This window comes from Parabacteroides sp. AM17-47 (genome assembly GCF_003434625.1).
Taxonomy (GTDB): domain Bacteria; phylum Bacteroidota; class Bacteroidia; order Bacteroidales; family Tannerellaceae; genus Parabacteroides; species Parabacteroides distasonis.
Window position 1 is genome coordinate 180,854 of sequence record NZ_QTLI01000006.1, and the last position, 22,863, is coordinate 203,716.

General features: G+C 45.5%; 17 protein-coding genes and 1 pseudogene. 4 read left to right on the top strand and 14 right to left on the bottom strand.

Annotation, left to right across the window (positions count from 1 at the left end):
- Positions 1-103 precede the first annotated feature (103 nt).
- Positions 104-1,954, bottom strand: coding sequence for a YgiQ family radical SAM protein (locus tag DW205_RS06360; RefSeq protein ID WP_005862901.1), 1,851 nt, complete (start codon positions 1,952-1,954; stop codon positions 104-106).
- Between the two features lie 154 nt (positions 1,955-2,108).
- Here DW205_RS06360 and DW205_RS06365 point away from each other — a divergent pair, with 154 nt between their 5' ends.
- Positions 2,109-3,110, top strand: a complete 1,002-nt coding sequence (locus tag DW205_RS06365) for a malate dehydrogenase (RefSeq protein WP_005862899.1) — start codon at positions 2,109-2,111, stop codon at positions 3,108-3,110.
- An 84-nt stretch (positions 3,111-3,194) separates the two neighbouring features.
- Here DW205_RS06365 and DW205_RS06370 read toward each other — a convergent pair whose 3' ends face one another.
- The 6 genes from DW205_RS06370 to DW205_RS06405 all read right to left on the bottom strand — a co-directional run bounded on the left by DW205_RS06370 (position 3,195) and on the right by DW205_RS06405 (position 10,346).
- Positions 3,195-3,584, bottom strand: coding sequence for a putative quinol monooxygenase (locus tag DW205_RS06370; RefSeq protein WP_005862897.1), 390 nt, complete (start codon positions 3,582-3,584; stop codon positions 3,195-3,197).
- Positions 3,585-3,782: 198 nt separating this feature from the next.
- A complete protein-coding gene (locus tag DW205_RS06375) occupies positions 3,783-6,275 on the bottom strand; it encodes a prolyl oligopeptidase family serine peptidase (protein WP_005862895.1) in 2,493 nt (830 codons plus the stop codon).
- Positions 6,276-6,286: 11 nt separating this feature from the next.
- Positions 6,287-6,868, bottom strand: coding sequence for a class I SAM-dependent methyltransferase (locus tag DW205_RS06380; RefSeq protein WP_005862893.1), 582 nt, complete (start codon positions 6,866-6,868; stop codon positions 6,287-6,289).
- On the bottom strand, positions 6,865-7,680 hold the full coding sequence (ispE, locus tag DW205_RS06385) for a 4-(cytidine 5'-diphospho)-2-C-methyl-D-erythritol kinase (RefSeq protein ID WP_005862891.1): 816 nt from the start codon (positions 7,678-7,680) through the stop codon (positions 6,865-6,867). Before ispE ends, DW205_RS06380 begins: the two co-directional genes overlap by 4 nt.
- Before the next feature lie 387 nt (positions 7,681-8,067).
- Positions 8,068-9,321: a DIP1984 family protein gene (locus DW205_RS22810; protein ID WP_005862889.1), complete on the bottom strand. Its 1,254-nt coding sequence runs from the start codon at positions 9,319-9,321 to the stop codon at positions 8,068-8,070.
- 632 nt (positions 9,322-9,953) lie between these two features.
- Positions 9,954-10,346 (bottom strand): helix-turn-helix domain-containing protein, encoded by a 393-nt coding sequence (locus DW205_RS06405; RefSeq protein ID WP_005862887.1) that lies wholly within the window; start codon positions 10,344-10,346, stop codon positions 9,954-9,956.
- Positions 10,347-10,618: 272 nt separating this feature from the next.
- Between DW205_RS06405 and DW205_RS06410 the strand changes: the two genes are divergently transcribed.
- On the top strand, positions 10,619-11,023 hold the full coding sequence (locus DW205_RS06410) for a hypothetical protein (protein ID WP_005862885.1): 405 nt from the start codon (positions 10,619-10,621) through the stop codon (positions 11,021-11,023).
- A gap of 146 nt (positions 11,024-11,169) precedes the next feature.
- Here the strand turns inward: DW205_RS06410 and DW205_RS06415 are convergent, their stop codons facing one another.
- Together DW205_RS06415 and DW205_RS06420 are read right to left on the bottom strand one after the other, a co-directional pair.
- Positions 11,170-12,585 (bottom strand): MFS transporter, encoded by a 1,416-nt coding sequence (locus tag DW205_RS06415; protein WP_005862883.1) that lies wholly within the window; start codon positions 12,583-12,585, stop codon positions 11,170-11,172.
- Between the two features lie 23 nt (positions 12,586-12,608).
- Entirely contained in the window at positions 12,609-13,925 is a 1,317-nt protein-coding gene (locus DW205_RS06420; RefSeq protein WP_005862881.1) for a folylpolyglutamate synthase/dihydrofolate synthase family protein, read from the bottom strand.
- Between the two features lie 83 nt (positions 13,926-14,008).
- On the opposite strand from DW205_RS06420, the gene DW205_RS06425 reads away from it, so the two are divergent.
- Complete coding sequence (locus DW205_RS06425) at positions 14,009-14,266, top strand: TIGR03905 family TSCPD domain-containing protein (RefSeq protein WP_005862879.1); 258 nt, start codon at positions 14,009-14,011, stop codon at positions 14,264-14,266.
- Here the strand turns inward: DW205_RS06425 and DW205_RS06430 are convergent.
- The 5 genes and pseudogenes from DW205_RS06430 to DW205_RS22815 all read right to left on the bottom strand — a co-directional run.
- The gene (locus tag DW205_RS06430) at positions 14,256-14,939 is read right to left on the bottom strand and encodes a response regulator transcription factor (protein WP_005862877.1); all 684 of its coding nucleotides are present in this window, start codon (positions 14,937-14,939) and stop codon (positions 14,256-14,258) included. The genes DW205_RS06425 and DW205_RS06430 overlap by 11 nt on opposite strands.
- A 24-nt stretch (positions 14,940-14,963) precedes the next feature.
- Entirely contained in the window at positions 14,964-16,484 is a 1,521-nt protein-coding gene (locus DW205_RS06435; RefSeq protein WP_005862875.1) for a sensor histidine kinase KdpD, read from the bottom strand.
- Between the two features lie 83 nt (positions 16,485-16,567).
- Positions 16,568-18,949: a response regulator gene (locus DW205_RS06440; protein WP_005862873.1), complete on the bottom strand. Its 2,382-nt coding sequence runs from the start codon at positions 18,947-18,949 to the stop codon at positions 16,568-16,570.
- Positions 18,950-19,044: 95 nt separating this feature from the next.
- On the bottom strand, positions 19,045-19,926 hold the full coding sequence (locus DW205_RS06445; protein WP_005862871.1) for an AraC family transcriptional regulator: 882 nt from the start codon (positions 19,924-19,926) through the stop codon (positions 19,045-19,047).
- Positions 19,927-20,221: 295 nt separating this feature from the next.
- Positions 20,222-20,302, bottom strand: a pseudogene (locus DW205_RS22815) (cysteine hydrolase); the annotation flags it as partial.
- A 183-nt stretch (positions 20,303-20,485) separates the two neighbouring features.
- Between DW205_RS22815 and DW205_RS06455 the strand changes: the two are divergent.
- Positions 20,486-22,846, top strand: a complete 2,361-nt coding sequence (locus DW205_RS06455) for an outer membrane beta-barrel family protein (RefSeq protein ID WP_121963070.1) — start codon at positions 20,486-20,488, stop codon at positions 22,844-22,846.
- The last annotated feature ends 17 nt before the right edge of the window (positions 22,847-22,863 follow it).

Here is a 22,863-nt window from a genome sequence, read left to right on the forward strand (position 1 = left end):
CTCATCACTTGTCGAGACTACTCTCGTTATCCATCAAGACTACTCCCGTGATACGATGCGACTACTCTCGTAATTCATCGATACAGCTAATCTCAAAAGCCTATTATCTTCTTTTTCTGGGAGCGGGATTCATGTCACCCCTCTGTCCGAATAATTTCTCAATCAAATCCTTTCGTCCCATCTTTTGCAATACTTGCATGATCTGACGGCGTGACTCGGGTTTATACCAGAAGAAGAACTGGCGTTGTGCCAACTTTTGTTCTTTTGAGCGGGCCGTATATACTTTCTCCAACGTATAAGGATGATATCCGGTATAATACATCTCCGTAGCCAATGTCATCGGCGTAGGCGTGAAGTCTTGTACTTGCTCCAACTGGAAATGCAAGCTCTTGGTGATCACCGCCAGCTCCGCCATATCCGCCTCGGTACATCCCGGATGGCTGGAAATGAAATAGGGGATGAGTTGCTGGTTCAACCCATATTGCCGGTTTACCTTATCGAATATCTTCTTGAACTGTCCGAATTGCGAGAAAGACGGTTTACGCATTTGTTTCAACACCTCGTCTTGCGTATGCTCCGGGGCCACTTTCAAACGGCCGGATACGTGGAGGGCGATTAATTCCTCGGTATAGGTTTGAGCTGCCTTGTTTAAAGACTCATCCGCATAACGGTGCAATAACAGGTCATAGCGTACACCGCTTCCGATAAACGACTTCTTGATCCCGGGAAGTCTATCTACCGCTTTGTAGATATCCAGTAGCGGCGTATGGTCCGCGTTCAAGTTCTTGCAAACGACGGGGGAGATACAAGACGGTTTCTTGCATTTGGCGCAAATCCGCTCATCTTTCCCTTTCATACGGTACATATTGGCGGAAGGGCCTCCCAGATCGCTTAGATATCCCTTGAAATCCGGCATTTCGGTAATCGCTTTCACTTCCTTCAAGATCGATTCCTTGCTTCGGGAGGCGATGAACTTCCCTTGATGCGCCGATATGGTACAGAACGCGCATCCTCCGAAACAACCCCGGTGGATATTCACCGAGAACTTGATCATCTCGAAAGCCGGTATCACTTTCCCTTTATATTTGGGATGCGGCAAGCGGGTGTAGGGAAGGTCGTAGGAGGCATCTATCTCCGCTTCCGTCATTGGAGGGAAGGGAGGATTCACCACAATCACTTGCTTTCCTACCTTTTGCAAGATACGTGAGGCATTGTACTTGTTGGATTCCTCTTCGATATGCCGGAAATTCTTCGCTTGTTTCAATTTATCTTTTAGGCATTCCTCGTGTGAGAAGAGCACGATATCATCGTCTTTCGCATCCTCTTTGTCTGCCAGATAAACCGTTTGGCGGATGTCCTTGATCTCGTTGAAAGGAATGCCGGACTTTAGGCGGCGCACCAACTCCTTGATCGGCTTCTCGCCCATGCCGTAAATCAATAAATCGGCCGGGCTACTGGCAAGGATTCCCGGTAATAGCTTATCTTGCCAATAATCGTAATGCGTAAGCCGGCGTAATGAGGCCTCGATGCTACCCAATACGACGGGGACATCCGGATACAATTCTTTCAGTATTTTAGTATAGACAATGCTCGGATAATCCGGGCGCATTCCCGGACGTTGGTCCGGCGTATAGGCGTCGTCGCTGCGTAATCGCTTATTGGCAGTATAATGGTTGATCATTGAATCCATGGCACCGGCGGATACACCGAAGAAAAGCCGGGGAACGCCGAGCTTCTTGAAATCCCGGTAATCTCCCCGCCAATCCGGTTGCGGTACGATCGCTACCCGTAATCCTTCCGCTTCCAATACACGACCGATCACGGCCGCCCCGAAAGAGGGGTGATCCACATAGGCGTCTCCCGAGAAAAGGATCACGTCGAGGTAATCCCATCCCCGTGCCTCGACTTCTTTCTTCGTTGTGGGCAACCAATTGTCTAGTTTAAATGTTTTCATAATGCAAAGGTACGTGATAATCTTGGAATAATCATAGAGACGCTATTCATAACTTTTATTTATGGGGGATTCGTTTTTATGATTAGGACAAGAGTTCTCAATCTCGTATCTTTGTGTCGAAAAGAAAAATAAACATTTAAAAACAAGGTTTCTTATGAAAACACTCACAGACGAGAAGCTGACGATTGTCGGCGCAGCAGGTATGATCGGTTCTAATATGGCACAGACCGCTATTATGATGGGACTAACTTCCAACATTTGTTTGTACGACCCTTACGCACCGGGTTTGGAGGGAGTTGCCGAGGAATTATTCCATTGTGGTTTCGAGGGTGTAAACATCACTTTTACCTCAGACATCAAGGAGGCTTTGACTGGCGCTAAATATATCGTTAACTCCGGTGGTGCCGCAAGAAAGGCAGGTATGACCCGTGAGGATCTCCTAAAAGGAAACGCCGCTATCGCCGAGGAGTTCGGCAAGAACGTAAAGGCTTATTGCCCGGACGTAAAGCATATCGTGGTTATCTTTAACCCGGCGGATATTACCGGTTTGATTACCTTATTGTATTCCGGCTTGAAACCTTCTCAGGTTACGACGTTGGCCGCATTGGATTCTACTCGTTTACGCAGTGAGTTGGCAAAACATTTCGGTATCTCTATGGATCAGGTTGAGAATTGCCGTACGTATGGTGGCCATGGCGAGCAAATGGCTGTTTTCGCCTCTACCGCTAAAGTGGATGGTAAACCTTTAACTGAGCTTATCGGTACGGATGCCTTGACGAAAGATCAATGGGCGGAGATACAGACAAAGGTTACGAAGGGTGGCGCGAACATTATCGCCTTGCGTGGCCGTTCTTCCTTCCAAAGCCCATCGTATGTATCTATCGAGATGATCGCTGCGGCAATGGGTGGTAAACCGTTCCGTTGGCCGGCTGGCGCTTATGTATCAAACGGTAAGTTCGATCATATCATGATGGCTTGGGAGACCTCGATTACGAAAGACGGCGTAACGTTGAAAGAGGTGCATGGTACACCGGAAGAAGAGGCTGCCTTGGAGAAGAGCTACAAGCACCTTTGCGCTTTACGTGACGAGGTGATCGCTATGGGCGTGCTTCCCGCTATTTCCGAATGGCATAAATTGAATCCGAATATCAAATGATCGAATAACAAGTAATTTAGATTTTCATGGATATATGGAATCCCCGCTTAGATGGCTTCGTGCCGGAAAGCGGGGATTCTTGTTTTATTTTATCTTTAGTCCGGGGATCAGGGGCGTGCTATCTACCAGTTCCAACTCTTGCACCATCTGTAATGTTCCTTGTTTGTATTTCTGGAAATGGGGCGTTTGGATATGGTTTTTATAAGCGTCTTGATCTGCGTAAATCTCTAGGATGGTTACTTTATTTGGATGTTCTTTCTCCGATACGGCATACAGTGTAAGAACACCCGGCTCTAGACGCATGGAAGCCTCGATCTCTTCTTTCAGAAAGGCGTTATAACGCTCCAACTGGGCGGGATCGACCGTGATCTTGGATAGGCGGACTAAGTTCTTCTCTGGGGCGGGTTGAGAAATATCTTGTGCGAAGGCTGGTATGAAGCCTAGCAGGAAGAGTGCGATTGCTTTTGTTTTCATGAGGATATCGTTATTGTTTGACATCACAAAGATATTCGGATTTATCTCAAGTATATGTATATATATTACGGATCTTTGTATCAAAATTACCGTTCGTAAACGGAGCTGATCCGGATGACAGCTGGGGTTGAGCAAACGAATAAAGCGCCTGCGATTCCCTTGCGGGAGACACAGACGCTTTCGTTCAAATAAATATTCTTATAAAGTACGATCCGGATATAAGGCTTTCCACCATTCCGGCTCGTCTTTCAGCCATTTGGCGAACCATGCGTAGATGGTATTTTGCCAGCCTATACGCTTCTGATAACCTACGATACCATGATTCTCGCCATCCACCTGCACGAATTCCACGGTTTTCCCTAGGATCTTCAAGGCGGCGAACATCTGGATACTTTCCCCGATGGGTACGTTCGTATCGGCGTTGCCGTGAAGCAACAGGAGCGGGGTCTTGATCTTATCGGCGTTGAACAACGGGCTTTGCTTGGTAAAGAACTCCGGGGCGTTCCAAGGATAAGTGCCGGCATTCGCTACGGAGCAATAGCCATATCCCCAATAACCTTCTCCCCAATAGCTACTCAACGCGCTAATACCGGCATGGCTGATAGCGGCGGCGAAAATGTCCGTACGGGTTTGTAGGTATTGTGTCATGAATCCGCCGTAGCTGGCACCGATGCAACCGATCTTCTTCTCGTTCACGAAAGAATGCTCCTTGCAGAACAGCTTGGTGCCTTGGATGATCTCATCGGCGGTCTTCAGGCCCCATGCGTTCACATGGCGGGCGGCGAATTCCTGTCCGAAGCCCGTTGTTCCACTCGGATTCAAGGTGTAGACCACGTATCCGAGAGCGGCGTACATATGCATGGAATAACGCATCTCCAGCGCACGGTTCGTCGGGGAAGTACCGCCATAGTAATAAACGATCATCGGATATTTCTTATTCGGATCGAAATGAGGCGGTAGGTAATAACGACCTTGGATCGTCGTACCGTCATCCGACTTGAAGTTCCAGTCGTGTACCTCGCCTAAGGCGATATCTTTTAATTTATCTTGCGAGAGATCATACACCAAGCGGTTCTTTCCTCCTTTCAGGTCGTAAGCGTAAAGGCGGTTGGCGTTGGACGCGCTCTGTCCGTAATAGAAGAGAACCGGAGCGTTGTCGGCCAACGCATACGACATGATAATATCCTCGGAGGCGGCTACTTGCTTGATCTTTCCATTTGCCGGGTCGCACGTATAGATCCGTTGGTAATCCTCATCCTCACAGAGGATATAGATTTGCCCGTTGAAGCGGTTCCATACGGCATCGATCACGTTCGGATTGAAGTCCTTGGTGAGCGGGGAAGCTTTACGGCTTGCCAGATCGTATAGGAATAACTGCCCGTCGTACGAGTTGGAGATCTGTCCTTGCTTGATATTTCGTCCGATCCCGTCGAAAGCGTCGCCTGCCCCGGCTACCAATAACTGTTTACCGTCGGGCGAGAAGGCGGCTTGGTTTACGTACGGGGCTTTTTCCCAGATCGTATCGATCGCCATGGTCTGCAAATCCAATTTATAAAGGGAGCCCAGGGAGTGCGGCAAGGAGGTGTACACCCGGTCGCTGGTACTGAACAATAGATAGCGGCTATCAGTGCTGATATCATTGATATAAGTGTCCGTATGCCCGAAAGTAAGTTGCTCGTACAAACCTGTTTTTAAGTCATACCGCCAGATAAAGGAGCGGTCACGGAAACCCGGGATGCGGTCTGCCGGCTCTAATACACGGATCAAGTCCGTCCCTTCCTTTGGACCTTCCTCTTCTACGGTATAGAGAAGCGTGGACTCATCGGGGGTGAATACGAACCGCCCTTTCGGAAGGTTCGGGACTAATACTGTTTGTTGGTAGGTCGCCGGATCTACAGTTACCAACTCCGTACCGTCCAGACCGGTGCGGGTGTAATACAATCGATTGCTTTTAGGCATCCATTTGGCGGTTGTCAAGAAACTTCCGTCTTGCAATAAGACCCGTCCCGTAGCGGCATCCATCAATTGCCCGTACGATTCGCTCTTGCCCTCCGGGAATCGGTTGACGTATTTTACCAAGGCATACTTCCCGTTCGGGGAGACACTTACGCCTTGGAAATCCTTTCCTTCTAGGATATTCAGAAGGGTGTAGCGTTTCTCCGGGTTCAAGGAAGCTACGACTTTCGCTTCCGCCTCGCTCTTGAAGGTAGCCTTTAGGCTGGGAGGACAAGTGTCTGTTTCCGCTGTCAGGTATTTAACGACTACTTGATAGCGGCGGGGTTCCATCACCAACTCGGAAGAGGCTCCTACCGGTTTATCATTGACGAATACTTCGAACGCCCCGGGACCCGATATATCGAGCGTACCTTTTACGTACCGGTCGCTGTTCAAGAAGAAAGAGAATAGATGCAAGGCATATCCCTTTTGCGGGGCGGCGAAGGTGATCGCGCCTGCCGTGTCAGCGTCGAGTACCGTGGCGTTCGCAAGCGTTTGCTCGAACGGTAAGGTCGCTTTTAATAGATTCTTTGCCTCGAAAGGCTTGCCGTTTACGTTGAGGCTGTCCGCTAGGATCGGCTTGTTGACCGTGAACGGGCCTGCGTGCTGGAATTGCGTTACTTTCACGTCTTCCATGGCGTAAAGCGAAAGGGCGGAAAGAAGCAATGCCGGAATTAAGTTAGTTTTTCTGTTCATATATAATTAGTTTAGGATAAACGTTTTCCGCAAACGATGTAAAGCTGTTCGGTATCCTCTACGACGAGCGGAAGAAGATAAGGCTCCATCAATGCCGCCACCTCTCGGGCCGGGGGCAAGGGCAGCGATAATCGATCGGCGTGCCGATGGTGGTGCGTATTGATCTTTTCCTTGCTCTCGCTGTGGCAGATAACCAATTTACCGCCGGGCACGAGCAAGTCGCTCATATGCTTGATCAACCGTTCCGGCCGCATGAAATGCGGGTAGGCGCTATACAGGATAATATAGTCGAATCCTTTCCCCTTGTAGCTCATAGCGTCCTCTTGGAGGAACTCGATGAGCGGATGATCCGGATATTTCACGCGTGCTTTCTCGATCATTTGGCCCGCTATATCGATAGCTACGATTTGGCGGGGTTCGTACGGCAGCAGGTAACTTTCCAATATCCCCGTGCCGCAACCGACATCGAGGATGCGAGCGTTCCGCCGCAGGTTGGTACGATCCAATATCGTCCGGATTTTTTCCGGATCATGTACGCAGACAGCGTCCCAGCGTTCCGCCATCGTATCAAAAAAAGTCTCTATTTGATTCATGACAATTGTCCTTCCCATAGAAAACAATCGCTGAACAGGGATTGTTCCTTGAAATGGGTTGGTTTTTCGAACAAACCGAACACGGACGATCCGGAGCCGGACATGGCGGCATATAAGGCGCCTCCCTCGTATAAGGTATCCTTGATCCGCTCGATCACGGGATGTTTCGGGAATACGCTCCGCTCGAAATCGTTCACCATCCGCTCTTTCCATTCGGATACCGGTAGCCGGATGATCTCTTTCAAGGAGGTCTCGGGCGTGGCGGGTGTTACCATCGAATAGGCTTCGGGGGTGGAGACGGCTACATCCGGTTTAATTAAGCATAGATAATAATCCTTTAAGGACAAGTCCACGGGCTCGAATTGGTTTCCCGTGCCAGTCGCGAATACCGGCGTGTTACGGATAAAGAACGGGCAATCGGCTCCGATGGTGGACGCTATCGCCTCCAACTCATCCGGGTGAATATCCAAACCGCAGAAATCATTGACCAGCTTCAACATAAAAGCGGCATCGGCGGAACCTCCTCCAAGCCCGGCGCCAAAAGGTATCGCTTTCAACAAATGGATCTCTAGCGGGGGAATCTCGTATCTCGTCTTTAGGGCGTTCAGCGCTTTTATGACGAGGTTCTTCTCTTGGGGAGCGTCTACCGGGATTCCGGTCCCGGTGAAACTGGGCTGATCCGAGGCGACGATCTCGAGGGCATCCTTCACGGGGATCGGATAGAAGATGGTCTCTATATTATGATAACCGTCCGGACGTTTGCTTACCACGTTCAGACCTAGGTTTATCTTGGCATTCGGGAAACAGATCATAGTATTTAATGTTTGTTTTATATGATACGCGAAGATAATGTTTACCGATCAGAATTACCTTAATCTGATGGGCAAATAGGATAATCACACCAAAATTTCTCCATAAGTGTCATACCGCCAGCGACCTGTTTCTCCATATCCATTAGAATGCCCATAATTAAATGCCTGCTTAAAAGAAAATCCCTCCGACCCGCCCTCATTCTCTTTATAGTCAGTATGCGGTAGTAACAATGCAACCTGTGGCTTGAGCTTGTAACAATACTGAGCATTACGATTCTTTTTGCGCTATGCTCCGCTCTCGCTTCCATTCGCAGTAAGTTCGACAATTCATTCTCAATTGCCAGAGATATACTCGCCCTATTTAAAAAGAACTACCTGAATTATGCTTTATATCAGTTCCGTCAACCAATTTAGCTGTTGGATCTTCACGTCCAATTCACGTAATTGCTTGGAATATGAATCTATTTCTTTTTGTAAATCTGCCACATTTATTGTGCGGACATAACGGATTTCATTTGCCGAATAACGTTCTAAACTGCCCGTTGCCGATTGTGTGACGGAACGAAGGACGGAGATGCGCAATGCTAAGATATCTTTCTTTGCGATCATTTCCGTAAGGCTTGTACCTTCTGCAAGGGTAGCCATGTTGGTTCGGTTGATTCTGAAAATCAGTGTCTCCAAATCATTCAGATTATTATTCAACTCATCCATAAGCCCCCGTGGATCTTCTGCGGGCTCTTCACCTTCTTGAATCCGGGCATTGTTTTTTAGCCGGACTTCCAGTTGTGATATTCTTTTTTGTAAATCAGCTCGTAAGCTGAGAGCTTCTGCTAATTTCATAATTCGGTATGTTTTTAATGTTTGCTGTTCTTGCTCTTTTGGAATTGCATACCCGATCATGAAGAGGGCTGCTTCCAGAGAACGCATGTCTTTAAATTGGCATTCTGGGAAGTTTAATACTTCTTTTAATAGCCAATTGGCTTTAAGGTTGCATTCAATATGGATTTTTCCTCGATCAAGTTTAGAGAATTTGTAAATGTCGCTGTTAGGATTCCGATTAACCTCCGGATTTCGGGCATCACCATAGGCGAATTTTAATAAAGAAGGGACACCGCCTTGTTTCTGCTCTATACAATATAGTTTCACCAAATAGCATAAAGCGGCTCCTACACGACTATCGTAGATGATAAAATCATTTATATATAAAGAATAAATCTTGGTGAATCCTGAGTTCATAATAATTATCTCATCCTTTATATCTAAAGAGTCACGGGTTAAGACCCCTTCTGCCTTCATTAGATAATTCACAAGGTTGGTTTGTGCCTTGATCCTTTCTTGATTTTCCCGTATAACGCCTCCCCATTTTAATATATCGAGGCAAGCATCTTGGCAAGCTTCGTTGTCATTATTTCGGATACTCGCTTTAAGTCGTTTGGCATAACTTTCCAATAAGGCATTGTTTTCCTCCCAATTTAGACCTCCCCATTTATATTTGTGGCAAGCATCATAAAAAGAGGTACATTGCCATTCCTCCTTCTCTTTCTGATTGTAATATGAATGGGTGAAATTAGATAGTTTATCACGAAGCCACTGGATAAATCCAGATACATACTGATCGTTTAGGAATTGTTCTTTTGTCATAACAACAGATTTTGTGTAAAAATAAATATTTTATTGTATATAATAATGTTGTAAGTATATTTTTGAGTTTAATTTTAGTTTTCTTCTTGCGGGCATAGCTGTAGGCATCACGCGTAAAAGAGTAGGTTTGACGTTTTGACATTCTGTAATCTAAACTTCCGGAGAAGCGTTTTTTCCGGGCTAAGGTACGCCTTGCTTCCGAAAATGGCATAGAATAATAGCATCTGGTTGTCTTGTAGTGTTTTATGGAAATAGGCCTTTTTATTCTAGCGAGATTAATTCATCGTATCTCATATTTTTAGGTGAAAATAGCCATTTTATACGGGTGTATCGATCAATTCTATAGGATGCGAGGGCTGTTTCTTCCGTATGTATCGCCTAATACATACGGTTGCGTTACCTAATACATACGGTCGTGTTGCCTAATACAGCCTTTTGTGTTACCTAACTCTATTACTTTTGAGTCCAAACAGGGGTATTTAGGCAAGAAAAAGAGGGAAAACGTATGATTTCATCATAGGTCTCTCCCTCTTTTTCTCTATTTGTAAAAAGGTCTTGACATCGTTATTCTGTTATTTCGATCATAATGTCAAGATTATCTCATTTTCGCTTACGGTCTCTATAATCGATACTTATTTATCCTTTATGATTTCATGGAGCATGGCAACCTTTTCTTGCTCGGCCTTTAATAATCGTTCGTAAAGCTCGACTATTTTATCGATGGGATTGAAAGTTTGATTTTGAATGCTTCCGGCTGCAGTTGCGTTATCTTGCCATGTGCCAGAATAAATATTGATAAGCGCTCCTTCATTAAGCTCCGTGATCGCCTCTGTCGGAATATCCAAAGCTTTAGTTATCTTTTCCAATACTTCAGGTTCCAATTCGTCTTTTTTCTCGTAGCCGGATAAGGTGGCTTGTGATACCCCTATTTTGTCGGCGAGCACTTCTTGTTTGATGCCTCTCCATTCTCTCCAACGTTTTAAGTTGGCTCCATGACTATTTCTTCTGGTAAATGTTGTTTCCATGTCAGTTCTTATTGATCCTGTCACAAAAATAAGTATTAAATCTGAGTTATCTTACTATTGTATCAGATATCCAGAGCAACCGCACCTAATTTTATTTATAACTACAAATTACAATGGGCATTGTTACCGACCGTAAATACGTAGTCAGATATATCATTTATCTCTGTCATCTGATAATATTAGTCGTGACATTGATATTTTATCAAGGGGATTGATGGTATATCAGCAGGCGGTAAGCTTATTTTGTCTGCGAATGATAAACACAGAAATCAATGGAAACTCAAAATCAATATCCTCAAAGGGATTATTCCGAGATGATTAGCTTATCCCATCAAGTAATTGGTTTGCCGGTAAGGAAAGCGCAGATATTGTTGAAGGATCTGGATTTATGTATGATCACTTATACGTGGAATGACGTAAGCCAGATTACATTGGAAGTCGTGTTCAAAACCTCCACGCTCACTTGCCTTTTTAATCAAAACGACATTTGTGAAGCTGTATATCTATTCTTAACTGATAATAAGGATCTAATGAAATATATAAGCCACTGCGTTAAGACCTATACATATGATTTCCTTTTGGATGGCTGGACCACGGATAAATGCCACATTTCAATATGCCGTTCCGAAAATCAAGGGTGCTTTTTATTAATATTACCGCTAAAAAAGATTTTATGAATAAGGCATATTGTAGTTGTTTCGCTACTCCTCTTTTTCAAACGAACTTTTTGTGTGTTCCAATGACGATGGTTTTCAGTCATCAAAAAGAAAGGCGCAGTAAATCAAGTTTACAGCGCCTTCCATTTATTTAGGGTTATGAGCTTTTAAGGCTCTGCGATCATCTCTTTAGCGATTATCTCGGCCTCGGCTTTATCGGCGTCCTTTTGGATGTTCGGCAATTCAAGGCCGTAGCCTTTGATCCGGTCCTCACGTTTCAACATCAAGGCGATGAAGAGGGCGAGTACACCGAAGCAGGTGAAGACTGCCATCGGTATCGTATAGTCGTAAGCCGGTTTGCCCGTACCATTGTCTATTTTACAATACGTATCCAATATCCAGCCGATTAATAAGGGAACCATACTCAGACCGATATTCTGTACCCAGAAAATCAAGGCATAAGCCGTGCCTAATTGCTTCTCCGGGATAATCTTCGGAACAGATGGCCACATCGCCGATGGAACCAAGGAGAAAGCGATACCCAATACGATCATCACGATTGTCGCGAACCACCACTGATTCAAGATCGGAAGTGTGAATAATAAATGCACGCCGATCAACATCAAGGCACCATAGATCATGATCGTCGCCCCTTTACCCTTGCGGTCGTATAAGTTACCGAAGAACGGAGTCAGAAGAATCGTGCCGAAAGGTAAGATAGCCGGGATGTTTCCCGCCAACTCCGGATCTACGTTATATTTATTGACCATCAAGTCCGTAGCGTATTTCAAGAAGGGGAATACGGCCGAATAGAATAATACGCAAAGCAGAGCGATCAACCAGAAACCCTTATTGGTAACGATCAATAAGATATCTTTCAAACGGAAAGGCTCTTCCTCCTCGGCTTGCTCGATAGCGTCCATCGAAGCGTCCAGCTTGCGATCCATCACGCAAAATACGAGGAAGGCGATCAAACCGATACACAACATACAAAGACAAAGCAAGATAGGAGCGGAGATACTACCGAAGTACTTGGCGGCGGGAACCGTGATAGATAAAGCCAAGGCCGTACCCAAACGAGCCGTAGCCATCTCCAAGCCCATAGCCAACGCCATCTCTTTTCCCTTGAACCACCGTACGATAATCTTAGATACCGTGATACCGGCGGTCTCCACGCCGACACCGAAGATTGCGTATCCGAGGGCGGCCACCATCACTTGCGCTTTCCATCCGAAAAGCTCTCCTTCCATCGTAAACGCGTCCGAGATGGCGTAATATTTAATGGAACAACCGATAATCATCAAGATACAGGAAGCGACACCCGTGAAACGGACACCCATCTTATCCAGAACGATACCACCAATAATCAACATGAAAAGAAATACGTTGAACCAACCGTAAGCGCTGGTGAACCAACCATATTCCGTACTCGTCCAGCTTAGCTGTTCTTCCAACATCGGTTTAAGCGGAGCCATTACATCCGTAAGGAAGTATCCGCAAAGCATCGTGAATGCCGCCAAAGCGAGTACACTCCAGCGTGCGACTTTCGAGTCACTTAGTTTCTGATGAATTTTTTCTATCATGATATTTGTTTTATAGAGTTATATTATTTGTATTCGTCTTCTTTCATGAACAAGGGGAGAGCGTCCGCTACGATAAAGGTGCTTCCGCCGATAAAGATCAAGTCATCCTTGTCGGCACTTTTTAACGCTTTCTCGACCGCCTCTTCCACCGTTTCGCAAAGGACTCCGGGCAGTCCCTTCCGCATGGCTTTCATGGCGAAATCCTTTACGGGCATCGCTCTCTCCACGGAGGCTTGCGTGAAGAAATAAGAAGCATCTGGTGGCATCAAGGATAATACGCCGTCGATATCCTTGTCGTTCACCATACCGACGATCATATAAATTTCGCGGAAACGGCTTCTCATGGCATTCAGGTGTTCCGCTATGTGTTTCCATCCACCCACGTTGTGCCCGGTGTCGCAAATGACGGTCGGTTTTGTCCGCAAGGTTTGCCAGCGGCCCATCAAACCCGTCAGTTGGGTCACGTGCCCGAACCCTTCATGGACGGCCTCGGGCAGGATGTCAACACCGCACTTCTCGCGGAGCAGGTGCAGGGCGGAGAACACCGTGATGGCGTTGGCTTGTTGTACCTCTCCGGCAAGCTCGCCGATCACCTCGCCGTATTCTACGGAGGGGAACTTCCAGTGTACCATCGACAACCCTCCGGTCCCCTCCAGCATTCCCATGCTCAAGGCGTAGTGGAAGGGTGCTCCTGCCTTTCTCGCCTCGTTCTGGAAGAGGTCGAAAACGGAGCGTTTCTCTGCCTCCCCCAGAAGGACGGGTACGCCTTTTTTGATAATGCCGGCTTTCTCCGCCGCTATCTTCTCCTCCGTATCTCCCAAGAATTGCGTATGATCCAGACTGATATTCGTGATGATACTCAAGATCGGAGTGATAATGTTCGTACTGTCCAAACGACCGCCAAGCCCGACCTCGATAACCGCGTAATCTACCTGCTGGTCGCGGAAATACTCAAAAGCCATACTGGACGTCAGCTCGAAGAAAGAAGGATGGAGAGGCTCGAAGAAAGAACGATGGCGTTCGACGAAATCGACCACGTAATCTTGGGAGATCTTTTTCCCGTTCACCCGGATGCGCTCCCGGAAGTCCACTAAGTGGGGAGAGGTATAAAGCCCGACCTTGAAACCGGATTGCCGGAGAATGGCCGCCAATAGATGGCTGACCGAGCCTTTGCCGTTTGTCCCGGCTACATGGATGGTCTTATAGGCTTTATGCGGATTTCCCAGATAATCATCTAGGGCGATACTTGTACCAAGACCGGGTTTGTAAGCGGAAGCTCCGCTGTGTTGGAAGACCGGGATGCTGGTATATAGATAGTGTAGCGTTTCCTCGTATGTCATGTTTTTGTAAATTAGATGCTACAAATGTAGTTAAATTTATTTATACCTTTGCGACTCGTTTATAAAAAGGAGAGAAAAAGAAAATGGAAACACGACGTATAACCTATACGCCTCAAGGAGGCGTTTGTTCTAAGTTGATGGTGATCGACGCGAAGGAGGACGTGATCGAGAATGTGCAGATTGTAGGAGGTTGCCACGGTAACGGGCAAGGCATGTGCGCCTTATTGAAAGGTATGCGCATCGAAGACGCTATCGGCCGTTTGTCTGGCATCGATTGTCATGGAAGGGGAACTTCATGCCCGGACCAGATGGCACAGGCATTGAAGCAATTCAATCGATGATCAGCTTATATCCGATTCCCCGGATATTCAAAATCTTGATAGACTCGTCTTTCGATAACTTATGACGTAGCTTGGTGATAAAGACATGCAGGCTGCGTGCGTTGAAGAAAGAATCATCTCCCCAAAGGTCTATCAAGATCTCTTTCATCGGTAATACTTGGTCCTTATTGTCGCAAAGGCGCTTCAATATCTCGGATTCCCGGTTGCTGAGGAGTTGTTTCTCTCCCCGGTAGACCAATGTCTGCGTGATGGAATCGAACGTATAAAGCCCGATACGGAAAGAGGTGGCTTCCGGTCTTTGGACGGACACCTTATGCAGTAACGCCTTGATGCGCACGATCAATTCCGCCATGCCGAAAGGCTTTTTCAGGTAATCGTTGCCGCCTGTCTCGAAGCCCTCTACCACGTCGTTGGCCGCGGAACGGGCCGATAGGAATAGGACAGGGGTGTGCGTATCCGTCTTACGGATCAATTTGACCATCGTGAAACCATCCATCTTGGGCATCATGATATCCGCTACGATAATGTCCGGGTTGATCTCCGCATAACGGGAGAGGCCCTCCTCGCCATTCGCCGCTAGGGTGATATCGAACTCGTTCCCATCCAGCGTATCCTTGATGATCATGGCCAATGTAGGCTCGTCTTCTACTAGTAGTACTTTTATCTTTTCCATATTTGATACTTGATTTTCGGATTATTATTTAAAATGCAGGGTAAAGGTGGAGCCTTTGCCGGGGACGCTTTCCACACGGGCTGTTCCTCCATGTTTACCCATCATGTCTTTTACGTAATATAATCCTAGGCCATAACCTTTCACGTTGTGGATATTCCCGCTGGGAACCCGGAAGAACTTGTCGAATATCTGCCGCTGGTTGGCTTCGCTGATACCCGGGCCGTTATCGGTTATGGAGATTGTCGTTTCGTGATCGTCTTGCCGGGCTGTCGCTTCGATGCGGCAAGGTTCCTTGTCGGCGTATTTGATTGCGTTATCGATAAGGTTGCTCAACATATTATATAGGTGGGTACGATCGGCCACCAATTCTATATCCTCGGGGATGGAGTAAGTAAACTCCACGGGTTTGCTCGCTTTCAGTTTGTATTGCTCGATGAGGGAGTTCACCAACTCGTTTAATGAGATGGTTTCGGGGCGCAAGCGGAAGGTACTGCGGTTCTCTACGGCGAGTGTCAAGATTTGTTCCACCAATCCGGTAAGATGGATAAGTTGGTCTTTAACGATCGTCAGGTATTTCTTCTGTTTCTCGTTGACGGGATCGCTAAAGTTCAATAATGCGTCTACGGCGGCATAGCTGACGCTGATCGGGGTTTTCAGCTCATGCGTCATATTGTTGGTGAAATCGGTCTTCAATTCTTCCACGGTCTTTTGCTTTAAGATGGTGCGGAGTAAGTATATGAAAGCGCAAATGATCAGCAAAAGTAATAGGAAGGAGGAGATCAGGATGCCTTTCATCTGGGTGAGTATCACGCTAGCCGGCGATTTAAGGAACAGGCGATATTGTAACGTGCTCTCGTTATGGAGCGGGTAATCGAAATGCACGGGGTTTTTCCACGTAGTGAATCGTTCCGGCTTGTCCAGATGCATCCAACCCTTCTCGTCCCCGTTGTTTGGTTTATAAATCGTTACCAGCTCATGTTCCGTTACGATGTTTCTTGCCTCCAGTTCCGAGGTTAATAATTTGTTGTAGGTCTTGAAATCAATTGGTTTTATAGAATCTATATTCGCATGCATCGCTTGCTGCACCATGTCCTCCACCTCGCCGATTACATATAGGTAATCCGTTAGGGTAGAGTCTATCGAGCTAAAGTCCTCCTCATCCCCGTAATCGATATGTAATTTCATGTGTGAGTCTGGATTTGCCGTCTTGAAGATATCTTCCCGGTTAAGGTCAGGATCTTCTTTCTGCGGATGGATCGAAGCTTTTGCGTCCATCTTCTGCTTATTAGACGGATCTAGCTCTGAGCTGAAGTACACATCTTGGGTTTGAGGTCCCAGCGCTCCCTGTTCTTTTTTGATAGATCGGATGCGCAGGAACAACTCCTTATAGTCGGCGATCTTCATCGCTTCCTCTATATTGATCTCCATCTGTTTATATAATGTATCATATAAACCTTTCAGCCAGTATCCTTGGAAAACCAAAAGCCCGGCCAGCGATAGGACGATCAACAAAGCGATTAACTTAAAACGAAGTCTGATGTTCATGAAGTCTCTTTATGCTTATAATCGAATTGATCGCTAAAAATAGACAATTTTATTACATGAACTTTTAATACGCAAGATAAACTTTATGCGGGCGCTTGTAAATATTTACTAAGGATGCCCATCAACGCCCCAATATCAATCGGTTTAGCCAAATGATAATTCATGCCCGCTTTGATAGCGTTTGTCACGTCTTCGGAAAAAGCGTTGGCGGTCATGGCTATAATTGGCATATGTGCGATATCCCTTCGTTGGAGGGAACGAATCTGCCGGGTCGCCTCATAACCGTCCATGATAGGCATCTGGATATCCATCAGTATTATCTGGTAAAATCCTTCTTCCGATTGGGCGACTTTATGTACGGCGTCGAGCCCATTTATCGCCGTATCGATAGTGATACCGGTGCTGCCGATGATCTCTACGGCGATCTCACGATTTAACTCGTTATCCTCCACCAGCAAGATGCGCTTGCCGGAATAATCGACGTTTGATAACTTGAATGGGCGGATCGGTTCCGGCTGGTCTCCTTCGTCAAGGAAAGATCTCAATACTTGGAGTAGCTTGGACTTATAGAGAGGCTTGGTGATGAATCCATTGGCCTTAACCTCCTTAGCCTCTGCCTCATATTCCTCAAGATCGTATGCGGAGAGAATGATGATCGGTACGTCCGCTCCCACGAAACGTCTGATTTGCCGGGTTGTTTCAATGCCGTTCATTTGAGGCATCTTCAAGTCAATGATCACGGCGAAATACTCTTTCTCCGCTAAATGATGCTGTCGTACTTTTTCTATAGCTTCTCTACCTGAATATACGCATTCACTGTTTATCCCGATCTCTCGCAAACAGCTAGACGTGTTTAGACAAGCGATCTTATCATCATCTACCACAAGAACCTCTAAACCTTCTACCTCTATCTTATCATCGGGCTTCTGATCCCGGCAAACCAATGGCATGTCGATGGTGAAGCGGGAACCTTTGCCATATTCACTCTCCACCTTGATATCTCCTCCCATCATCTGAATGATCTTATGGCTGATCGACATCCCGAGGCCAGTACCTTGTATCCTCTTGATCTCATCATCGCTCGCACGCTCGAAAGGCTCGAAAATCTTATCCAGAAACTCCGGTTTCATACCTCTTCCGTTATCCTCAAACACGAATTGATAATTTCCGATGCCATTATGAGGGGCCTTCTCGTAGATCTCTATCGTGATTCGCCCATTCTCCGGCGTATACTTAATTGCGTTCGAGAGGATATTCATCAATACCTGCTTGATACGCTGCGTATCGCCTTTTACATTCTCATGCCTCAGGTTCTTGACGTGTATATTTAAAGTTTGTTGTTTGTTTTTGATCTCCGGTTGCATCATAACGACCAAGTCTTGCAAGAGCTCACCCACATTGAACTCATCCTCCGAAAGAATTAACCTGCCACTCTCGATCTTGGACATATCGAGAACCTCATTAATCAGACTCAATAATAATTTAGAGGCTCCATTGATTTTTTCCATACAATCTAGTATTCTTTCATGTTCATCTACATGGGCTTTGGCTATAGTCGCCATTCCCATGATGGCGTTCATGGGTGTACGGATATCGTGGCTCATGCGGGCGAGAAAATCAGATTTGGCTTGGTTGGCTTGTTCCGCCGACTTTAGTGCTTCTTTAAGTTGCTTTGACTGTTTCTCCAGTTTCTTTTGCAACTCCCTCTGTTCGGTAATGTCGGTGATATTGATGTAAACGATAAGATAGATAGGCTCGTCACCTTCCCAGCCAATACATTCCCCGTTCAACTGTAGCCAAGCGTCGTTTCCGTTTTTGTCTTTCGACTGGATAACGAAATGTACAGGTTCCCCTTTTAGCATACAGGAGATATGTGCGTTCATCGTATTACGGCTTGTTTCATCTAAACGGGAGAAAGGACTGAAAGATAAAAAAGAATTTTTATCGATACCAGAGAAGTCCATATATTTATCATTTGCCTCCAGCAATGTAAAACTGCCGTCTTTATGTACTTTATGCTTGGATATGAAGCCGGGGATATTATCATAAGTGATCGTTTGCTCGATCCGCCTTCGCATTACGTCCTCTACATCGGTCATTACCGTATAGGAGATAGGGATGCCGTCTTGTAGTTGGTCGGTAAACGTTGAGGTGATTTTAGTCCATCTTTTTCCTTTTCTCGTTGGCATCTGGATAACGGTTTCGTAACCGCTGGCTTTATTAGCTATCGTCTCGTAAACATTCTTGGATAATATATTCCAAGCTTCATCATAACCTTTAAAATACAAATCGGGTTTATTGTGGAAAAGAGCTTCATATTCTTCTTTGGGGTAACCTATCATATCGTAATAGAAGTCATTTGCCCATAAAAGTGTGAAATGCTCATCCAATAAATGTTTGCTAACGCTAGCTCCCGTAAGCCCCATCAATAAGTTGTATTCTAGATCCGTCTCTCGCCCTTCCATCGTATGTCTTTTTATATTATCCTACAAAAGTAAAAATTATAAAAGGTACCCTTGAAATTCTTCTTTTTGATAATATGTTCCGTTTTTGCTTTCGGCTAGTCGGATGTTTTCTGGTAACAAGAATAGGTATACGATTTACCCCTGTATTCTTGTGGAGTCATGCCTACATTTCGACGGAAGAACTTATTAAAGAACGATAGATTATTAAAACCGAGGTCCATCGCTATGTTCTTGATTTCTCGGTTGGTCCCTTTCAACTGAGCCTTAGCGTCTATGATTATTGTTTGCGTGAGGATCTCTTGAGGAGTCTCTCCGATCGCTTTTTTGATGGATGTCGAGAAATAAGAGAACGTGAGGCCCAACTTCTCGGCATAAAACGATACGTTATGCTCTTTCGTATAGTATCTCAATACCATATTTAGGAACTCTTGATAGATTTGTAACGGACGTGTAAGTTCCTGTTTCTCTAATGGGTAAATTTTACTGTATATTTCTATGATACCTTGACTACACATCATGAAAATGGCCTTTATCATCTCTTTATTGTTCAAGATATCGGGATATACGGCATATTGATAGAGAAGCTCGTAGAAGTTCGTGATCAGGTTGGCCCTGTTTTGGGATATTTTTATAATCGGATACCTGTAAATCATCAGTAGATAACCCATCGTGCTCTTGATAAAATTGGTGTAACACATGAAATCGAAAGAGAACGCTATGAAATAGATCAAGATGTCGGGGGATATCTCATGTATTTGTATGCGACTATTGGGCAATAGCGTTACAACATTGAGTTTCGAAGTGGTCAATTCTGACATATTGATAGTTGAGCGTATTTGCCCTTCCATGCAAAGGATAAAGACCCCAGCTTTTATCTTACAAGGAATATTTATAAACTCCTTGAGTTCGTCGGCGGATATGTATTTACCAACCATAAAGTCCGTAGGTGAATCAAGGCAGAGGAACTGTTTATCCATATTGTAAGATTTTTGACGTCAAATATAAATATTAATTGAAACTCAAATGTTGTAAAAGGAAATATGGAACATATTATCCCAAAAAATAGTTAGCCAAGACTAAATAAGATCCTTTACACCCATAAACTTGAACGGTTGCGCCGGCTTAAAGTCTTGTGCGACCAGTCGCTACCATCCCGTTTGTTCCCGAATAAACTACTCTTGTACACATGATTTTCAACTTTTAATAGGTTATCTTCAAATATTTGATTGATATATCAACAGTTAGAACCTCTTAATGTTCAGTTTACGTTTTCGCGTCAAAGAGTACGGCGGCCTTGAAACCTTTTTCCTGCAATTCCCTTAGGTGAGATTTAGCATAAAGGATACCACTCATACTACTTTTCCGAAGGTGTTTTCTAGATTACCTTGTTCCTCTTTGTTGGGTTTGATAAATGGCGATAAGACTAAATAACATTCCTGATAAGACAAGGTAAGACTTCGTAAGTGAGTGGTAACATAGTTTCTTTTAAGAATACGTTTCTTTTGTATGAACGAAAAATGATAAAAACAAACCGATATGAAACGTACTATTTACTACATGATTTTATGCTTGCTGATGAGTCTCGGTGAGATTATGGCACAAGGTATTTCCGGGAAGGTGATGGATGGCAAGGAACAGCCGGTAGATGGAGTGGCGGTGATTTTACAGACCCTCGACTCTGTATATGTGGATGCCGTGGTTACCGATACGCTTGGGGATTTTCGATTGAATCATCCGCTAGACCAGTCGTATCGACTTATTTTCCAACACATCTTATATAATATGGTAGAGAAAGAGATAACTACCGCCAACGTAGGTACGGTGGTGCTGGAGGAGAAAGATTATCAGTTGGCCGAGATTACCGTAAAGGGAGAACGCCCGCAAGTGAAACTGGAGGGAGGCAAGCTGACGTATGATGTCCCTCAACTGATGAAGGATAAGACTGCCACGAACGCTTTTGAGATCATCAAGGACTTACCGGGGCTTATCGAGCGGAATGATAATCTGGAGCTGGTAGGGGCCAGTCGTTTGAATATAATCTTGAATGGGCAGTTGACGACAATGTCGGCAGATCAATTAATCCAGTTACTGAAAACTATGCCGGCCTCAAGGGTCGAAAAGGCTGAGGTGATGTATAACGCTCCAGCTAAATATAATGTCAAGGGGGCGTTACTCAATGTCGTATTGAGTAAGAATGAGTCCGAGACTCCTTCTTGGCAAGGTGAAACGGGTGTGGATTACACCCAATATCGCCATGCGGGGGGAGATGCGCATGTGAATTTACTTTATACGAATAAGGGCTTTAGCATAGATTTCCTGTTGAATGGTAATAAGAGACGGGATGTGATGGGGGAGGATATGTTGGCCCGCCATACATTAAATAGTGGTATGACGGAAATAAGCCAACATAATCGGGCCCTTGTCCATGTAAATAGAGGAACGGTTCGTCTGGGAATGGATTATACGTTTGCGAATGAGGATAAACTCTCTTTGGCATATTATCTGAAGGGAGATAAAGTCTTATCGGACCGTGATGCCTTTACCTCATATCTGGATCTGTCGAAGCCGGAAAATAAAAGTGAGAGTACGAGCTTGGTCCGTGATGACGGGCACTCCGCTATTCATAATATACGTTTACAATATGATGGACATGCCGGGATATCGGCAGGAGCGGATTTCACCCGTTATCATTCGCCCTCGGTACTTGATTACCAGGATACGAATGGTTCCCGGACTGATATGATAAATAATACGAGACAGGATGTATCCCGCTGGTCCGTATTCCTAAATAAGACACATAGTTTCGCTTCCGGGTGGGGATTGAATTACGGCGTGCATGGAGGTTACGCTTCGTCGAAAAACTATTCGGAGTATTTATATGATCAAGGTGCTGGCTATGAGATGGACGAGGAAGCGTTGGAGGATAATACACAAAAGGAATACATCGTTGATATTTTCGCCGAGGTATCGAAAAGCTTCGGAGAGCGTTTCTCTGCTACGGTCGGGCTGAAAGGGGAGTATTTTAAGTCTGACTACGCCTCTAGCCGGGAAAATATGAACCTATGGAATGAGGGGGCGTTGTTTCCTACCGTATCCCTGAGCTATACGTTTTCTCCCCGACATATTTTACAGTTCGATATAAGTAGCGATAAGACCTATCCCGGTTATTGGCAAGTCTCCCCGCAAGTAACGCCTCTAAACTCTTACTCGGAAGTGGCGGGAAATCCCTTGTTGAAACCTTATCGCACGTATGAGGGGCAGATGGTCTATATCTTCCGCCAAAAGTATATGCTGGTAGCGTTCTGTGAATACACGCCGGATTATTTCGCCCAACTTCCTTATCAAAGCGATACGGAACTGAAGACCGTTTTTCGTTTCGAGAATATGGATTATAGTCTGGAAGCGGGATTGGCGGTGATCATTCCTTTTAATGTGGGTCGTTTTTGGAATAGCCGCATCACACTGCGAGGTTGGAGGATGCAAGAGAAGAATGATAACTTCCACGGCATCTCATATAACCGTGAGGCTTATCTCGGGTTAGCGCATATGAGTAACACATTTAACCTATGTGATAAACCGAATTTAAAAATGACGATAGACGGCCAATACGTGACTCCCGGTGCCATCCAAGGTATATACGACTTGGGTTCCATGTATGAGATATCCGCTGGATTAAAATGGACTTTCTTGAATGACCGTGCCAGCTTGACACTTAAAGGAGACGATATTTTCGCCAGCAGCATTCCACGTACCATCAAGATAAACCAAGGCAATCAATGGAGCCGGATGAGGAAATTGAATGATGAGAGATGTCTGAAATTATCTTTTGTCTGGAAGTTTGGTGGTTACAAGGAGAGGGAACATGATTCGATAGACACATCTCGTTTCGGAAAATAATAGATGCCTTGTAGTTT

Bases quoted from the DNA above. Each gene is read 5' to 3' on its own strand.
- DW205_RS06360 (WP_005862901.1), bottom strand. From the start codon at position 1,954: ATGAAAACATTTAAACTAGACAATTGGTTGCCCACAACGAAGAAAGAA.
- DW205_RS06365 (WP_005862899.1), top strand. From the start codon at position 2,109: ATGAAAACACTCACAGACGAGAAGCTGACGATTGTCGGCGCAGCAGGT.
- DW205_RS06370 (WP_005862897.1), bottom strand. From the start codon at position 3,584: ATGAAAACAAAAGCAATCGCACTCTTCCTGCTAGGCTTCATACCAGCC.
- DW205_RS06375 (WP_005862895.1), bottom strand. From the start codon at position 6,275: ATGAACAGAAAAACTAACTTAATTCCGGCATTGCTTCTTTCCGCCCTT.
- DW205_RS06380 (WP_005862893.1), bottom strand. From the start codon at position 6,868: ATGAATCAAATAGAGACTTTTTTTGATACGATGGCGGAACGCTGGGAC.
- ispE (WP_005862891.1), bottom strand. From the start codon at position 7,680: ATGATCTGTTTCCCGAATGCCAAGATAAACCTAGGTCTGAACGTGGTA.
- DW205_RS22810 (WP_005862889.1), bottom strand. From the start codon at position 9,321: ATGACAAAAGAACAATTCCTAAACGATCAGTATGTATCTGGATTTATC.
- DW205_RS06405 (WP_005862887.1), bottom strand. From the start codon at position 10,346: ATGGAAACAACATTTACCAGAAGAAATAGTCATGGAGCCAACTTAAAA.
- DW205_RS06410 (WP_005862885.1), top strand. From the start codon at position 10,619: ATGGAAACTCAAAATCAATATCCTCAAAGGGATTATTCCGAGATGATT.
- DW205_RS06415 (WP_005862883.1), bottom strand. From the start codon at position 12,585: ATGATAGAAAAAATTCATCAGAAACTAAGTGACTCGAAAGTCGCACGC.
- DW205_RS06420 (WP_005862881.1), bottom strand. From the start codon at position 13,925: ATGACATACGAGGAAACGCTACACTATCTATATACCAGCATCCCGGTC.
- DW205_RS06425 (WP_005862879.1), top strand. From the start codon at position 14,009: ATGGAAACACGACGTATAACCTATACGCCTCAAGGAGGCGTTTGTTCT.
- DW205_RS06430 (WP_005862877.1), bottom strand. From the start codon at position 14,939: ATGGAAAAGATAAAAGTACTACTAGTAGAAGACGAGCCTACATTGGCC.
- DW205_RS06435 (WP_005862875.1), bottom strand. From the start codon at position 16,484: ATGAACATCAGACTTCGTTTTAAGTTAATCGCTTTGTTGATCGTCCTA.
- DW205_RS06440 (WP_005862873.1), bottom strand. From the start codon at position 18,949: ATGGAAGGGCGAGAGACGGATCTAGAATACAACTTATTGATGGGGCTT.
- DW205_RS06445 (WP_005862871.1), bottom strand. From the start codon at position 19,926: ATGGATAAACAGTTCCTCTGCCTTGATTCACCTACGGACTTTATGGTT.
- DW205_RS06455 (WP_121963070.1), top strand. From the start codon at position 20,486: ATGAAACGTACTATTTACTACATGATTTTATGCTTGCTGATGAGTCTC.